The sequence below is a fragment of the Myxococcus sp. CA056 genome, from assembly GCF_013336715.1.
Classification (GTDB): Bacteria; Myxococcota; Myxococcia; order Myxococcales; family Myxococcaceae; genus Myxococcus; species Myxococcus llanfairpwllgwyngyllgogerychwyrndrobwllllantysiliogogogochensis.
This window is the reverse complement of sequence record NZ_JABUMT010000010.1, coordinates 330,374-345,653: the sequence shown is the minus strand read 5'-3', so window position 1 is coordinate 345,653 and position 15,280 is coordinate 330,374. Positions and strand designations below refer to the sequence as shown.

General features: G+C 69.5%; 16 protein-coding genes. 9 read left to right on the top strand and 7 right to left on the bottom strand.

Going from position 1 to position 15,280, the window contains the following annotated elements; genetic code table 11:
* Positions 1-123 precede the first annotated feature (123 nt).
* Positions 124-735: an ABATE domain-containing protein gene (locus HUA76_RS32335; RefSeq protein ID WP_174462988.1), complete on the bottom strand. Its 612-nt coding sequence runs from the start codon at positions 733-735 to the stop codon at positions 124-126.
* A gap of 173 nt (positions 736-908) precedes the next feature.
* Positions 909-1,583, bottom strand: coding sequence for a hemolysin III family protein (locus HUA76_RS32330; RefSeq protein WP_174454688.1), 675 nt, complete (start codon positions 1,581-1,583; stop codon positions 909-911).
* A 428-nt stretch (positions 1,584-2,011) separates the two neighbouring features.
* Here HUA76_RS32330 and HUA76_RS32325 point away from each other — a divergent pair, with 428 nt between their 5' ends.
* Together HUA76_RS32325 and HUA76_RS32320 are read left to right on the top strand one after the other, a co-directional pair.
* Positions 2,012-2,704, top strand: a complete 693-nt coding sequence (locus HUA76_RS32325; RefSeq protein WP_141647141.1) for an STAS domain-containing protein — start codon at positions 2,012-2,014, stop codon at positions 2,702-2,704.
* A gap of 29 nt (positions 2,705-2,733) precedes the next feature.
* Complete coding sequence (locus tag HUA76_RS32320; RefSeq protein WP_174462987.1) at positions 2,734-3,330, top strand: hypothetical protein; 597 nt, start codon at positions 2,734-2,736, stop codon at positions 3,328-3,330.
* 66 nt (positions 3,331-3,396) lie between these two features.
* On the opposite strand, the gene HUA76_RS32315 is transcribed toward HUA76_RS32320, so the two are convergent.
* Positions 3,397-3,810: a DoxX family protein gene (locus HUA76_RS32315; RefSeq protein ID WP_174462986.1), complete on the bottom strand. Its 414-nt coding sequence runs from the start codon at positions 3,808-3,810 to the stop codon at positions 3,397-3,399.
* Between the two features lie 106 nt (positions 3,811-3,916).
* On the opposite strand from HUA76_RS32315, the gene HUA76_RS32310 reads away from it, so the two are divergent.
* Positions 3,917-4,345 (top strand): helix-turn-helix domain-containing protein, encoded by a 429-nt coding sequence (locus HUA76_RS32310; protein ID WP_174462985.1) that lies wholly within the window; start codon positions 3,917-3,919, stop codon positions 4,343-4,345.
* A 6-nt stretch (positions 4,346-4,351) separates the two neighbouring features.
* Here the strand turns inward: HUA76_RS32310 and radA are convergent, their stop codons facing one another.
* Positions 4,352-5,713 (bottom strand): DNA repair protein RadA, encoded by a 1,362-nt coding sequence (radA, locus tag HUA76_RS32305; RefSeq protein ID WP_174462984.1) that lies wholly within the window; start codon positions 5,711-5,713, stop codon positions 4,352-4,354.
* Between the two features lie 225 nt (positions 5,714-5,938).
* Here radA and HUA76_RS32300 point away from each other — a divergent pair, with 225 nt between their 5' ends.
* The 6 genes from HUA76_RS32300 to HUA76_RS32275 all read left to right on the top strand — a co-directional run bounded on the left by HUA76_RS32300 (position 5,939) and on the right by HUA76_RS32275 (position 11,050).
* Positions 5,939-6,205 (top strand): GlsB/YeaQ/YmgE family stress response membrane protein, encoded by a 267-nt coding sequence (locus HUA76_RS32300; RefSeq protein WP_141647136.1) that lies wholly within the window; start codon positions 5,939-5,941, stop codon positions 6,203-6,205.
* Between the two features lie 171 nt (positions 6,206-6,376).
* Entirely contained in the window at positions 6,377-7,411 is a 1,035-nt protein-coding gene (gene bioB / locus HUA76_RS32295) for a biotin synthase BioB (protein ID WP_174454693.1), read from the top strand.
* Between the two features lie 10 nt (positions 7,412-7,421).
* Positions 7,422-8,633, top strand: coding sequence for an 8-amino-7-oxononanoate synthase (gene bioF / locus HUA76_RS32290; RefSeq protein WP_174454694.1), 1,212 nt, complete (start codon positions 7,422-7,424; stop codon positions 8,631-8,633).
* A gap of 169 nt (positions 8,634-8,802) precedes the next feature.
* Positions 8,803-9,477: a dethiobiotin synthase gene (bioD, locus tag HUA76_RS32285; protein ID WP_174462983.1), complete on the top strand. Its 675-nt coding sequence runs from the start codon at positions 8,803-8,805 to the stop codon at positions 9,475-9,477.
* Positions 9,478-9,608: 131 nt separating this feature from the next.
* Positions 9,609-9,887: a hypothetical protein gene (locus HUA76_RS32280; RefSeq protein WP_141647132.1), complete on the top strand. Its 279-nt coding sequence runs from the start codon at positions 9,609-9,611 to the stop codon at positions 9,885-9,887.
* The gene (locus HUA76_RS32275; RefSeq protein WP_174462982.1) at positions 9,884-11,050 is read left to right on the top strand and encodes a pyridoxal phosphate-dependent aminotransferase; all 1,167 of its coding nucleotides are present in this window, start codon (positions 9,884-9,886) and stop codon (positions 11,048-11,050) included. The genes HUA76_RS32280 and HUA76_RS32275 overlap by 4 nt, the downstream gene beginning before the upstream one ends.
* Before the next feature lie 12 nt (positions 11,051-11,062).
* Here HUA76_RS32275 and HUA76_RS32270 read toward each other — a convergent pair whose 3' ends face one another.
* From HUA76_RS32270 to HUA76_RS32260, 3 genes are all read right to left on the bottom strand, one after another.
* Positions 11,063-12,496 (bottom strand): ABC transporter substrate-binding protein, encoded by a 1,434-nt coding sequence (locus tag HUA76_RS32270; protein WP_174462981.1) that lies wholly within the window; start codon positions 12,494-12,496, stop codon positions 11,063-11,065.
* Positions 12,496-13,317: a tetratricopeptide repeat protein gene (locus HUA76_RS32265; protein ID WP_174454698.1), complete on the bottom strand. Its 822-nt coding sequence runs from the start codon at positions 13,315-13,317 to the stop codon at positions 12,496-12,498. The genes HUA76_RS32270 and HUA76_RS32265 overlap by 1 nt, the downstream gene beginning before the upstream one ends.
* Positions 13,318-13,461: 144 nt before the next feature.
* Entirely contained in the window at positions 13,462-15,255 is a 1,794-nt protein-coding gene (locus HUA76_RS32260) for a phosphoenolpyruvate carboxykinase (GTP) (protein WP_141647128.1), read from the bottom strand.
* Positions 15,256-15,280 lie beyond the last annotated feature (25 nt).

Below are 15,280 nucleotides of genomic sequence, written 5' to 3'. Positions count from 1 at the left end.
TCTGTCGCCGAGCTGCGCGCCCAGGCACGCGCTTCATTCGTGCGCCTGGGCCACCGCCACGATGTTCTCGCCGCCTTCTTCCTTCACGCGGGTCTGCGCCTTACCGGACTTTCCTGAAGAGGGTTAGCGGGTGTCCGCGCGCTGGCGCCGACGGAACTCCGCCACCTTGGCCTTGTTTCCACAGCCCGCCATGGAACACCAGCGCCGCTGACCGGAGCGGGAGGTGTCGACGAAGAGCAGGGCACAGCCTTCCTGCGAGCAGTTGCGGATGCGCTCCGCGAACGGACCTCCCAACAGCTCCGCGGCGTCGCGCGCCACCGCCGCGAGCTGTCCCCTCACGCCCGCGCCCGTCCACAAGAGGCCCCGAGGCCCCAGCTGCGGCGCCGGAGGCGGCTCCGCGGCCCAGCGATTGAGGATGGCGCGGTCCCTGGCGGAGAAGCTCTCGCCCCGCGCGCGCGCCATGCCCAGCCGGTAGATGGCCTCGCGCAGCTCTCGCGCCTGCGTCAGCTCTTCCGCCGAGGGCTCCTGCATCTGAGTGGCCAGTCCCGCGGCCACCAGCCACCGGCCCAGGTCCGTAGGCTCCTGGAGCAAATCCCTCGGCACATCCTGGAGTCGCCCGGCCAGGGTGGCCGGCAGGTCCAACGACAGCCGCCCCGAGCGGAACTTGAACCCGTCCCTCAGCTCTCCCTTCGGAACAGGGGGATGCGCGGGAGTGGGGCGATGCCTGGCGGCCATGGGGACCTCGGTGAAGTTCGAAACCACATTGACAAGTTATATGGAACGGGCGCGGAAGCACGCTCGAAGTTCGTAACCTGTCAATGGGGTTGCTGTGTCTGGCCGACGAGTCGCACGTAGGGTGCTTGCGGGCTGACGAAGTGGGGCGCCCCGGTCGCGGACGCGCGACGTTTTCAGCGGTTCCAGAGGAAGTCGACGAGCACGGCGTAGTGCGTGCTGGCTCCGGCGATGACCAGGATGTGGAACACCTCGTGGTAGCCGAAGACGGCGGGGCTGGGGTCCGGCCACTTGCGCGCGTAGACGACGGCGCCCACGGCGTAGAGGCCGCCGCCGAAGAGGAGCCACGAGGCCCGCTCGGCGCCAATCACGCCGGGCAGCCGCAGCATCACCGGGGCCGCCATGGCGCCCAGGAGGGTGTAGAGCACCGAGCGGACACCGCGCGGCCCGGAGATGCCCAGCAGCGAGAGCCCCGCGCCCGTGAGCGCGCAGGCCCACATCACCCCGAGCAGGTATTCCGTCCAGGCGCCCGGGGCATCGAGCGTGGCCAGCGGGGTGAAGGTCCCCGCGATGAGCAGGTAGATGGCCGCGTGGTCCATCCGCCGCAGGCGTTGGTACGCGACAGGGCTCCAGGTGGGCAGGTGATAGGCCGCGCTGGTGCCGAACATCAGGACCAGGGAGAAGCCGAAGACCCCATCGGCCAGTTGCTGCGTGCCCTGGGCGGGGGCGATGGCCAGCACGAAGCAGCCCCACAGCGCGGCCAGGAAGGCCAGGGCATGGGACACGCCTCGCAGTCGGGGCTTCACGTCCGCCAGGAGGGTGCGGGTCTCGGGTGGGTCGATGGACGCCATGCCCCTGTCCTAGTCACGGCAGGTCATCGCCGCGTCAGCGCGCGAGGCGTCGCGTCAGCCCGTGGACGGGACTCCCGCCGCAAGCGTCGACTGCTCCTCAATCGTGTGACGCGAAGGTGCCCGCGAGCCCACGAGCGCGTCCGGATGTCGCTTCCGGCACGGTTGATATGGGATTGGGGTGCGAGCGCTCGGTTGATTGCCAGGGTCCATGTCTGGATTGATGAGGAATTGCCCGCCGCCCCAGGGTTCACGATGTTTGCAGGGGTATCCGGCTTCGGGCGGTGTAGACGGTGAATTCGGTGTTTCGTCCGGGTCTGCCTCCACCCATTTGAAGCCATGTGAGGATTTGGGCATATCCTTTCGAAAAGCTCCGGTATCGGGCCGTTCACGCTGTTCTCCCTGACACACGGTCCGGGCCTCCTCGCCCCATGAATCAGTCGCAACCGCAGTCCCAGGTCGTCGAAGTCAACCTCGAGCGCCTCGAGCGCATCCGAGACGTGCTGGCGATGATTTCGCTCGGGGAGTTCAACCCGGACCAGCACCTCATCCCGCTGGAGAACGACGATGCGTTCTCCTCGTTCGAGGAAACCATCAACCTCTTCGCGCGCCAGCTCCACGCGTCCGTGCACGAGAACGAGCAGTCCATCCGGAAGCTCGACGTCGCGCGGCGTGAGCTGGAGGAGAAGCTCTCCACCATCGAGCGGCAGCGGCTGGCCATCCGAGACCTGTCCACGCCCATCATCGAGCTGTGGGAGGACGTGCTGACGCTCCCCATCGTCGGCGTGGTGGACACGCAGCGCTCGCTGGAGATGACCGAGCGGCTCCTGCACCGCATCTCCCAGGGCAAGGCCCGGTGCGCCATCATCGACATCACGGGCGTGGAGGTGGTGGACACCTCCACCGCGAACCACTTCGTGAAGATGGTCAACGCCGCCCGCCTGCTCGGCACCTACTGCGTCGTCACGGGCATCAGTCCCGTCATCGCGCAGACGCTGACTCAGATTGGCGTGGACCTGCGTGATGTGAAGACGCTCGGCAGCCTGCGGGATGGGTTGAAGGAGTGCTTCATGTATCTGCGCAACCACACCGCCCACCGTGCCTTCGAGTCCAACGGTCGGTAAGGCCGAACCCTCTCAGGAACCTCATCAACATGTCACAAGCTTCCTATGAGCCCGGCATCACCGTCACGGGCGCGAGTGTCGTCTCCATCGTCGAGGCCATCCAGTCCTTCTCCGTGCTGGTGAATGCCCTGCTGGACGTGATGAAGGTCCAGGCGCGCGGCGCCGGGGGGGAGCGCGCGCTCGACCCCAGCGCCTGGTACCCGCTGGAGGACTACCTGCTGGCGTACAAGAAGATCGACACGCTGCTGGGCGGGCGCGGCCTGGAGAAGGTCGGGTCGATGATTCCGAAGAACGCCGTGTTCCCTCCGGACATCACCGACATCCACAAGGCCCTGGCCTCCATCGACGTGGCCTTCCACATGAACCACCGGAAGAACGGCAAGGACATGTTCAACCCCGCCACGGGGGAGATGCTGGAGGGCATTGGCCACTACGCCTACACCGCCATCGCCGGGAAGAACGAGGGCTATGTGGTGTGTGGCAATCCCTATCCGTGTCGGTTCGACCAGGGGCTGGTCAAGGGCATGGCCCAGCGCTTCATGCCCAACGCCATGGTGACGCATGACCCGACGCACGGCTGTCGGCAGAAGGGCGGGGCTTCCTGCACCTTCGTCGTCAGCTGGTAGTTCGCGCGCCACTGCCCGAGCCTCGCGCCCCTTCGAAGCTGGAAGGGGCGCGGGAGGGGGCGTGCTTCAGGGGGTGCGGCGCAGGGGCAGCAGCGCCCTCAGGCGCGCGTCCCGCAGGAACAGGCCCGCCCAGGCGAGGACGCCCAGGATGATGGGCGCGATGAACGGCTCCGCCAGGCGCACGTGCGTCGCCGTCGCGCCGCCCAGGTAGCCGGTGACGAGGATGGCGCCGAGCACCGCCGTCTGGGGTACCACGTAGAGCAGCGCGACCAGGAGCTCGACAATCCCGATGGTGACAATCACCGACGCGGGGTAGCCGAAGTGCTCGAAGCCCTTGAGGACGTCGGGCGACTGGCTCACCTTCATCACGGCGCTGAAGCCGAGCCCGGCGACGGTGAGCGCGGAGAAGACGCGGCCCAGCCAGAGAGCCCAGGGCTTGGAGAGGGTGGACACTGCGGTGGAGGCGGCGGCGGTCGTCATGGGGGACTCCCTGAAAGGGAAGTGGGTTCCGAAAGGTGCGTCGGTTACAACAGGTAACCGGCGAACCAGTAACGGTCCGCGCATTTCTCCACAAGGAGGCACATCCATGTCACCAGGAACCGTGAAGTCTTTGGAGCCCGCCTCAAGGCCTGATCCAGCGTCGGAGTCCTGCCTGGCCGTCCGGGATGTGCTCACCCGGGTGGGCGACAAGTGGAGCGTCCAGGTGGTGGGGAGCCTGGGGGAGGGGCCCCTGCGCTTCAGCGACTTGAAGCGGGCCATCGAGGGCATCTCCCAGCGCATGCTGACGCTCACCGTGCGCGGCCTGGAGCGCGACGGGCTCGTCACCCGCACCGTCCATCCGACGGTGCCTCCCCGGGTGGAGTACGCGCTGACTCCGCTTGGCCGGACGCTGCTCGAGCCCGTCACGGTGCTGGGCCAGTGGGCCGTCCAGCACCGCGCGGAAATCCAGGCGTCGCGCGGCAGCTACGACGCGCGCCCGGAGCCCGCGCCCTTCACGGTGGTCGGCAAGAAGTAGGGGCCTTCAGTCGAACATCGCGCGCAGCGCGTCGCCCAGCGTCTCCACGCCCACCACCTTCAGCTTCGAGCCCTCCAGGCGCCGGGCGCTGCCCGCGGGCATCACCACGCGCTGGAAGCCCATCTTCGCGGCCTCCACCAGCCGGGGTTCCATCTGCCCCACCGCGCGCACCTCGCCCGCGAGGCCCACCTCCCCCAGCACCAGCGTGTGCGGGTCCATGGGCCGGTTCTGGAGGCTGCTCACCAGCGCCGCGCAGACGGCCAAATCACACGCGGGCTCGTTGAGCTGCATGCCGCCCGCCACGTTGACGAAGAGGTCACAGCCCACCAGCGGAATCTCCTCCTTCTTCTCCAGCACCGCGGCGAGCAGCGCCACGCGGTTGCCGTCCACGCCGATGGCGGTGCGCCGCGCCGTGCCGTAGCCGGTGGGCGCCACCAACGCCTGCACCTCCACCAGCAGGGGACGGGTGCCGTTGAGCGTGCTGGTGACGACGCTGCCGGACTTGCCCACGGGGCGCTCGGACAGGAAGAGGGCGGAGGGGTCGGAGACTTCCACCAGGCCCGCGCCCTTCATCTCGAAGACGCCAATCTCGTTGGTGGAGCCGAAGCGGTTCTTGTGCGCGCGCAGGATTCGGAAGGGGTGGCCGCGCTCGCCCTCGAAGTACAGGACGGTGTCCACCATGTGCTCCAGCACGCGGGGGCCGGCGATGGAGCCCTCCTTCGTCACGTGGCCCACGATGAAGGTGGGCACCCCCGTGCGCTTGGCGTAGGCCATCAGCCGGCCGGCGACCTCGCGCACCTGGGTGATGCTGCCCGGCGCGTTGCCCAGCTCCGGCAGGTACATCGTCTGGATGGAGTCCACGACGAGCGCCTGCGGCTTGAGCGACTCGGTGGCCGCGAGCACCCGCTCCGCGTCCGTCTCCGCGAACAGGTGGATGGCGTCTCCCTCCACTCGCAGCCGCTCCGCCCGCATCTTCGTCTGGCGCAGGCTCTCCTCACCGGACACGTAGAGCACGGGGCCATGGCGGGCCAGCCTGTCCAGCGCGGCGAGCAGCAGCGTGGACTTGCCGATGCCCGGGTCTCCGCCCAGCAGCACGACGGAGCCGCTCACCACGCCCCCGCCCAGCACGCGGTCGAACTCGGCGATGCCCGTGCGACGGCGCACCTCCGTCTCGCCGCTGACTTCCTTGAGCAGCATGGGCTTCGCCGCGCCGCCCGAGGCGCCCCACGCCGGGCGCTTCTCGTCCTGCTTCGCCCCGGCCTCTTCCAGCAACGAGCTCCACGCGCCGCAGTCCGGGCACTTCCCTAGCCACTTCGCCGTCTGGTACCCGCAAGCCTGGCAGGTGTAGTGCGTCTTCGCCTTCGCCATGGGTTGTGTGTGTATCCCGGAACCCTGACGTTCCGGCGGGCTGTCGAGCAGGCACGACCGGTGAGCAGGCAGGCGCGATGTCAATCCCCATGCCAGCGAGTTGTACGAAAGGGAGGGGCGACCCAGCTTCATTCCCACGGGCGGCGCGGAGACGCGCTGGCTCAATCACAAGCCAGGTGGGCGCCGCTCCGTGCGCCCCCTTCACCACTCATAGTGAGGTCCGTCATGGGGATTATCGCTTTCCTGGTCATTGGCCTTCTCGCTGGTCTTCTTGCTCGCGCCCTGATGCCGGGGAATCAGTCCATGGGGCTGGTGGCCACCACGCTGCTGGGCATCGTCGGCTCCTTCGTGGGCGGCTTCATCGGCTCGCTGTTCCGCAGTGACGGCCGCATCTTCGACCTGCACCCGTCCGGTCTGCTGTTCTCCGTGCTGGGTGCCATCGCCGTCCTGTTCCTGGTGGGACTGGCCGGTCGGCGTCGCGTCCATGTCTGACGCACCCCTTCCCGTCTAGGGAAGGGTCACGGCCGGCGCTCCGGGTCTCCCGTGGGCGCCGGTCGTCTTTTCAGAGGGACGGGTGGGATGTTGTCAACCTGTCCGCGCTGAGGCGTTGACAAGTTTCCGCCGCCCGCGCAGCTTCGCGCTCCTCACGATTTCGAGGAGCCCATGTCCGACACCGCCGCTTCCAGCGAGTCCTTTCACGGCCATGCCCACCATGCCGCGCCCGCGCCCGAGGGCGTCGCCGTGCGCCATGACTGGGAGCTGGCCGAGGTTCGCGCCATCTACGCCATGCCCCTGTTGGACCTGGTGCACCGCGCGCAGACGGTCCACCGCGCCGTGTTCACGGACAACAAGGTGCAGCTGTGTTCGCTCCTGTCCATCAAGACGGGCGGCTGCTCGGAGGACTGCGCGTACTGCCCCCAGGCGGCCCGCTACAAGACGGGCGTGAAGGCGGAGAAGTTGATGGCGGTGCCGGAGGTGCTGGACGCCGCGAAGAAGGCGCGCTCGGCCGGGGCCACCCGCTTCTGCATGGGCGCCGCGTGGCGCGAGGTGAAGGACGGCCCGCAGTTCGACAGCGTGCTGGAGATGGTGAAGGGCGTGCGGGCCATGGGCATGGAGGCGTGCGCCACGCTGGGCATGCTCACCGACAACCAGGCGAAGCGGCTGAAGGAAGCGGGCCTGTCCGCGTACAACCACAACCTGGACACCTCGCCCGAGCACTACGGCGACATCATCTCCACCCGGCTCTACGATGATCGCCTGCGGACGCTGGGCCGCGTGCGCGACGCGGGCATCTCCGTGTGCTGCGGCGGCATCATCGGCCTGGGCGAGTCGGTGGATGATCGCTGCAACCTGCTGCGCACGCTGGCCAACCAGGACCACCACCCGGAGTCGGTGCCGGTCAACGCGCTGGTGGCCGTGGAGGGCACGCCCCTGGCCGAGCAGCCCCGCGTGGACACGGTGGACATGGTGCGCACCATCGCCACCGCCCGCATCCTGATGCCCCAGTCCATGGTGCGCCTGTCCGCGGGCCGCCAGCAGATGAACGAGGAGGCGCAGCTCATGTGTATGATGGCGGGCGCCAACTCGCTGTTCTTCGGCGAGAAGCTGCTCACCACCGGCAACCCCCAGTACACCCAGGACATGGCGCTCTTGGAGAAGGCGGGCATCCGCCCCCTGGAGCCCCGGCAAGAGGGGTAGGGCGGCGCTCGTGAGTGACGTGAAGCAGGAGGGCGTCGGGGCCTCGTCGGCGCCGGCGTCCGGTTGGGCCCGGGAGGAGCTGGCGTCGCTCCAGGCTCGTGGCCTGCGCCGCTACCTGGAGCCGCTGGATTCGCCGCAGGGCCCGGTGGTGCGGGTCGGCGGCGAGACGCTCGTCAACTTCTCGTCGAACGACTACCTGGGCCTGGCGGCCTCCGCCTCGGTGCGGGCCGCCGCCATCGCCGCGGTGGAGCGGTACGGGCTGGGCACGGGTGCCAGCCGGCTGGTGGTGGGTGACACCGCCGTGCATCACCGGCTGGAGGCGCGGCTGGCGGCCTTCGAGCGGGCCGAGGCCGTGCTGCTCTTCAACAGCGGCTATGCGGCCAACACCGGCATCCTGCCCGCGCTGGTGGGGCCGGGGGACGCGGTGTTCTCCGACGCGCTCAACCACGCCTCGCTGGTGGATGGCTGCCGGCTGTCGCGCGCCCGCGTCGTCGTCTATCCGCACGCGGACGTGGAGGCGCTGACGAAGGCGCTGGAGGAGACGCCCGCGCGGCGCAAGCTGGTCGTCACCGACACGGTGTTCTCCATGGACGGGGACGTGGCGCCGCTGCGCGAGATTGTCGCCGCGTGCCGGGCGCACGGGGCCGCGTTGATGGTGGACGAGGCGCACGCCACGGGCGTCCTGGGGGCGCGAGGCGCGGGGCTGTGCGAGGAGCTGGGCCTGGAGGACCAGGTCGACCTGCGCATGGGCACGCTGAGCAAGGCGCTGGGAGGGCAGGGCGCGTACGTGGCCACGTCGCGCGTGGTGGCGGACCTGCTCATCAGCCGGGCGCGGCCGTTCATCTATTCCACCGCGCTGCCGGCGGCGATGTGCGCGGCGGCGGAGGCGGCGGTGGAGGCCGTGGAGAAGGACCCGGAGCTGCGCGAGCGGCTGTGGCGCAACATCCGGCGCTTCTCGGACGGGCTGCGTTCCATGGGCCTGCGCGCGGAGCCTCGCAGCGCGGTGTTCCCGGTGGTGCTCGGCGGGCCCGAGCGCGCGCTGGAGGCGGCGAGGAAGCTGCGCGAGGCGGGGGTGCTGGTGAAGGCCATCCGCCCGCCCACGGTTCCCGAAGGCACGAGCCGGTTGCGCTTCTGCCTGTCGGCGGCGCACACGCTGGGCCACGTGGACCTGGCGCTGGAGTCCCTGCGCGGCGTGGGAGTGCACCAGCGTGGAGAGGAGTAGGCCCTCACGGGCCTGTGCCGTGGTGCACGCTCGACTCCCGCGCCTCTCACGGAAGTTGCCCTGGCGAAGGGCTCGGCCCTCGGGGCGGCTCGTTCTCGCGACACCCCGAGGTCGCGGCGCCGATGGATGGGCCCGCGCATCCTTCTTCCCATGACCTGGTGAGCACGTCATGTCCAAGCCGTTCCAGATTTTCGTCACCGGTACCGACACGGGCGTTGGCAAGACGCAGACGTCGCGGGCCCTGCTGTCCCTGCTGGTCGACGCGGGCCTCGCCCCCGAGGGCTTCAAGCCCTACGAGAGCGGATGCGCCTCCCTTCGGGCTCCGGCGGATGCGCTGTCCCTGCGCGAGGCCGCCAGGAGCACGCTGCCCCTGGACGTCCTCTGTCCGCACCGCTTCCGCGCCCCCGTGGCGCCGGGCGTGGCCGCCGCTCGCCTGGGCCGGGAGCCGGACTGGGACGTCACCCTGGCCGCCTGGGCGCGCCTGAAGCACGGGCCGGCGGTGGTGGAGGGGGCCGGTGGCCTCTTCGTCCCCCTGGACTCCCGCCACGACGTCATCGACCTCATCCAGACCCTGCGCCTGCCCGTGTTGCTGGTGGCGCGCGCGGGGCTGGGGACGCTCAACCACACCGCGCTGTCGCTCCAGGCGCTCGCGGCCCGCCGCATCCCGGTGCGCGCCGTGCTGCTGTCGCGCTCTTCCCAGGAACGGGACACTTCCGAGCGCGACAACCGCGCGCTGCTGGAGGCGCGGCATGGCGTTCCCGTGCTCGGCCCGGTGCCGTTCGAGGCCGACGCCCGGCGCCGGCACTCCGCGTTCCGCCGCGCCCTGCGCCCTCTGGTGCCGTGAGCGCGGAGGCCGAGAATTCGGCCTCCCGCGCGTTCCGCCTTCCACGCGAGTGCTACAGGTCGCGCAAGTTTTCGGGTGACGCGGCCGTGAAATGGACGCGCCGTTTTTTCCGCGCGAGAACGCCTTCACGAATGGCGGACATCATCGACCTCACGTTCCTCGCGGACGTCCGACGCTTCTTCCACAAGCTCCTCGACCAGAGAGGGTTGTCCTACTTCCTCCAGAAGGACGGGGCCCGGCTGTTCCACATCGAGCCTACGAAGGTAGAGCTCGTCCTCCGCACCGCCCTGCGAGCCAGGGACCCGGAGCTTCCCAGGCCTCATGACAAGGCCATTGAACATTGCAGGAAGGAAGTGCGCCGCGAGCTCATCCGCCGCGTCGCCAACGCCATGCTCCAGACGGGGCTGTGAGCCGCTTCTCCTTCCGCACCGACTTCTCCCGCACCCCCAATCCCCTGGCGGAGGCGCTCGCTCGACACCGCGGCCTCCCTCCGCTGGACCTCACCGTCTCCAACCCCACCCGCGTGGGGCTCCCGGCGCCTGACGCCGGACTGCTCCACCCTCCCGGCGCGCTGGACTACGCGCCGGAAGCGCTCGGCCTCCCCTCGGCTCGCGAGGCGGTGGCCGCCCACCTCTCCTCCCGGGGGCCCGTCATCTCCCCTGGGCACCTGGTGCTGTCCGCCAGCACCAGTGAGTCGTACGGCTGGCTCTTCAAGCTGCTGTGCGAGCCCGGTGACGACGTGCTCGTCCCGGCCCCCTGCTACCCCCTCTTCGAGCACCTGGCCCGGCTGGAGGGCGTGGGCACGCGTCCGTACCGCCTGCCGCTCGCGCATGGCTTCGGCCTGGATGCGGGCGCGGTGGAGGCCGCGCTCGGCCCGCGCACCCGCGCCGTGCTCGTCGTCAATCCCGGCAACCCCACCGGCCACTTCCTGCACGAGGGGGAGCTGGCCGCGCTGGCGGACGTCTGCGCGCGCCACGGCCTGGCCCTCCTCTGCGACGAGGTGTTCTCCGATTACGGCTGGGACGTGGAGTCGCACCGCGTGGCCAGCGTGGCGGGGCGCGAATTGCCCATGCTCACCTTCAGCCTCTCCGGCCTCTCCAAGGTCTGCGGCCTGCCCGGCCTGAAGCTGGGGTGGACGCACGTGGGCGGCCCTCCCGCCGCGCGTGACGAGGCCCTGGCGCGCCTGGAGTGGGTGGCGGACACGTACCTGTCCGTGGGCACCCCGGTGCAACTGGCCCTGCCCGCGCTGCTCGCCCACGCGCCCCTCTTCCAGGAGGCGCTGCTGGAGCGGGTGAGGGGCAACCGCCGTCGCCTCGTCGCCGCGCGTCCCCCGGGTGCTCCGTGGGACGTGGTGCCCGCGCACGGAGGGTGGAGCGCGGTGCTGCGGATTCCGAGGGAGCCGGGAGACGAGGCGACGTGCCTCGCGCTCCTGGACGCGGGCGTGCTCGCGCAGCCCGGCTACTTCTACGACTTCGACTCGGGGGCGTTCCTGGTGCTGTCCCTGCTGCCGCCGCCCGAGGTGTTCTCCGCCGCCCTGGGCCCGCTCACGCGGGTGCTGGGGGCGGCGGAGTAGCGCGCGCGCGGCTCAGGTCTGCGGCGGGACGATGAGCTCCACCGTCTTGAACGCTCCGCCTTCCACGCGGAACAGCTCGTACTCGGACGGGGCCTCGCCGCTTGCGTCGAAATCCAGCGCGCCGCTGGCGCCCTGCACGTTGATGACCTTGCCGGTGCTGACCTCGTTGCGCGCGTCGGTGAAGCGGCTGAAGCCCAGGGGGTAGGTGGTGGCCGGGGTGCCCGCGGGCGGCGTCAGCTTCGACAGGCCCACGGCGATGCGGTCGCCGGTGATGGGCTGCGGGTTGTTGACGTCCGCCCCCGCGGCGTAGGCCGCGCCCAGCGCCACCAGGTACATGGCGTCGTACGCGTGCGCGGTGAAGGAGAACTGGCCCGGGTCGGTGTTGTTGTTGGCCGAGCGGAAGCGCTCCTTGAAGGTGTTGTACACGGTGTCGCCCAGGCGGGCCTGCGCGGGAGAGGTGCCGTAGGCGCCTTCAATCTGGGTGCGCGCCGCGCCCAGGGCCGTGAAGAGGCCCGAGTCCTTGCTGGCATCGGTGAAGAAGTACATCTGCCCCGTGCGGCCCCGCGTGACGGCCTGGCTGATGATCTTGGCGTTGTCCTCGGAGAAGCCCGCCATCACCGCCACGTCGGGCTTGCCGTCGACGATGCGGGTCACCGCGGCGCTCACGTCCCCGTTGCGCTGGTACGGCGCGGAGGACGGCACCCGGTCGGTGCCCAACCGGGTGAGAATGGTGTCGAACAGGCCCTGGCCGTAGGCGTCGTCCACGTAGACCAGGCTCACGGTGCTCACCGTGGCGAAGGGCCGGCTGCTGTCGGCCAACGGCCGGGCGTTGCGCACCAGGTCGGCGATGATGCGGCCCTGGAGCAGGTCCGAGGGAGCCGTGCGCCACACGAGGCCCACGTCTCCGGACGCCGCCGTCTTGTCGCTCAGGTTGGCGATGTCCGCGCTGGTGGAGGTGTGCGTCATCAACAACACGTTGTTGGCGATGGCGACGCTGCTGACGGCGATGGTCTGCGCGCTGCCGGAGGTGAAGATGGCCGGCACGCCCTTCTCCGTCACCAGCCACTCCGCCTGCGTCTTGGCCCGCGCAGGGTCGGAGCGGGTGTCGCAGATGAGGAGGTTGAAGAACCGGCCGCCAATGCCCTCGCGCTGGTTGATTTCCTCGAGCGCCAGCTTGATGGCGTTGAGCGCCTGGACCTCGGACTCGTCCGGGCCGCCCGAGTTCGTCAGGGGCAGCGCCGCGCCCAGGAGGATGGGCCGTCCGGTGGTGGTGCCCACCACCTCGCCGCAGCCCTCCGGCTGGGGCAGGCAGAAGCCGGACGCCGAGCAGACCTGATTGGTGTCGCAGTCCGCGCTCGACTCACACTCGGTGAGGCCGCTCGCGGTGGTGAAGCTGCAGCCGGCCAGCAGCGCCGCGCAGCACGTCATGAGTCCCAGGGTCTTCATCAGAAGCTGACCTCCAGGCCCGCGCCGGTTCCGCGAGGCGCCAGCGTCAGCCGGACCTCGCCCTCCACGGGGGGGCCGTCTTTCGGATACAGGATGATGGCGGTGATGGCGCCGGCCAGGCCCACGCCGAAGCCGATGTCCGCGAGCAGCGCCTTGCTCTTGGTGCTGTCCGCGAAGCTCTGCTTGGTGTCTTCCGTGCGCGCCGCGTCGAACTTCTCCCGCTCGTCGGAGGCCTGCATGCCGAAGAGCACGCCGGCGCCCACGCCCACAACGGCCACGCCGCCAATGGCGAACGCCGCGATTTTCTGCCGCTGGTAGGACTTCATCGCGCGCGCGAACTCGGCCTGCCGCTGCCGCTCGTTCTCCTCCTCCGCGCGCTTCGTCGCCAGCTGCTCCTCGTCCGCGCGGCGCCGGGCCGCCTCGGCCTCCTCCTGGAGCTTCTGGCGCTCGGCGTCCGCGGACGCCTGGGCCTGGTTCTCCTTGTCGAGCAGGAGCCGCAGCTTGTCGATGCTGCGCGCGCTGCGCTTGAGCAGCGCCGGGTCCGTGCCCTCGGTGTTGCCGACGTACTGCTGGTACCAGGAGAGGGCCTCCTTCAGCTCGCCCGCGTTCTCCAACGACACGGCGATGTTGAAGATGAGGCGCGGGTTGGGCTGGGCCTCGTGGGCCTTCTTCAGCACGTCCGCCGCTTCGGCGTACTTGCCTGCCTGGTAGAGCCGCTCGCCGTCCTTGATGAGGGCCGCTGGATTCTTGGCGCCGCGCTGGGCGAGCGCCACCGGGGGCGACAGCACAAGGGCCGCCGACAAAACGAAGACCAGTCTCATGATGGACACAAGCCTATCGCTAAGCCGGCCTTCGGTCGAAGAGGGCGACCTCACTCTTCGTGAAACGAGTCGGGGCCGCTCCCACCCAGTGAATGGGTCAGGAAGCGGCCCCGACGGGTGATTCAGGACGCTACAGGCGGGCGACTAGTTCTCCAGCCGCGAAATCAGCAGCTTGCGCTGGAGCGTCAGCGCCTCCGGGGCCTTGGTGCCCAGCTGCTCGAAGAAGACCTCCTGGCTCTTCAGCTCGGTCTTCCACTCGTCCTCCTTGATGGAGGTGGCCTCCGCGATGACGTCCGCGGGGACGTCCAGGCCCTTGAGGTTGAGGCCCTCGTCGGCGCGCGGCACCCAGCCCAGGAGCGTCTCCTTCGTGGGGACGCGGCCATGCACGCGGTTCACCACCCACTCCAGCACGCGCATGTTGTCGCCGAAGCCCGGCCACAGGAACTTGCCGTTCTTGTCCTGCCGGAACCAGTTCACCTGGAAGATCTTCGGCAGCTGGGGAATGGTCTTCTGCATGTCCAGCCAGTGCTGGAGGTAGTCGCCCATGTGGTAGCCGCAGAAGGGCAGCATGGCCATGGGGTCGCGGCGCACCACGCCCACCTTGCCGGTGGCCGCGGCCGTCGTCTCGCTGCCCATCGTCGCGCCCAGGAACACGCCGTGCGTCCAGTTGAAGGCCTGGATGACCAGCGGAACCGTGGTGGAGCGACGGCCGCCGAAGATGAGGGCGGAGATGGGCACGCCCGTCGGGTCATTGGCCTTGGGGCTCAGCGCCGGGTTGTTGGACATGGGCGCGGTGAAGCGGCTGTTGGGGTGCGCCGCCTTCTCCGGGCTGCCCTTCTTCCAGGGGCGACCCTGCCAGTCGGTGAGCTCCTCCGGGACTTCGCCGTCCTTGCCCTCCCACCACACGTCGCCGTCGGCCGTCAGGGCCACGTTCGTGAAGAGGGTGTCCTTGGAGATGGTCTCCATGGCGTTGGGGTTCGTCTTGTAGTTGGTGCCGGGGACGACGCCGAAATAGCCGGCCTCCGGGTTGATGGCGTACAGGCGGCCATCCGGGCCCGGGCGCATCCAGGCGATGTCGTCGCCGACCGTCTCCACCTTCCAGCCCTTGTACTCGGCGGGCGGAATCATCATCGCGAAGTTCGTCTTGCCACACGCGGACGGGAAGGCGGCGGCCACGTAGGTCGTCTCACCCTTGGGGCTCGTCACGCCGAGGATGAGCATGTGCTCGGCCAGCCACCCCTCCTCGCGGCCCAGGTAGCTGCCGATGCGCAGGGCGAGGCATTTCTTGCCCAGCAGCACGTTGCCGCCATAGCCCGAGCCGAAGCTCCAGATGGTGTTGTCCTGGGGGAAGTGACAGATGTAGCGGCGGTCCGGATTCACGTCGCCGGTGCTGTGCAGGCCGCGGTTGAAGTCGTCGCTGTCGCCCAGCATGTCCAGGGCCTGCTTACCCATGCGCGCCATGATGCGCATGTTCAGCACCACGTAGACGCTGTCGGTCAGCTCCACGCCGATCTTCGTGAAGGGGCTGCCGATGGGGCCCATGGCGTAGGGCACCACGTACATGGTGCGGCCCTTCATGCTGCCGGCGAAGTGCTGCTCCAGCTTCGTGTACGCCTCTTCCGGCTCCATCCAGTTGTTGGTGGGGCCCGCGTCCGTCTTGTTGGGCGTACAGATGAACGTGAGGTGCTCCACGCGCGCCACGTCGTTCGGGTTGGAGCGGTGCAGATAGCAGCCCGGCCGCTTCTCCTGGTTCAGCGGGATGAGGATGCCCTCCTGCACCGCCTGCTCCGTGAAGCGCTTCTTCTCGGCCTCGGAGCCGTCGCACCAGACGATGCTGTCCGGCTGGGTCATCTTGGCCATCTCGGCCACCCAGGCCAGCAGCGTGGGGTTCTTCGTGGGGGCCACAGAGGCCGCCGCCGCCACTTGCGTTGAAGCCATGGAAGTTTCCTTGTGTTGTCTCAAG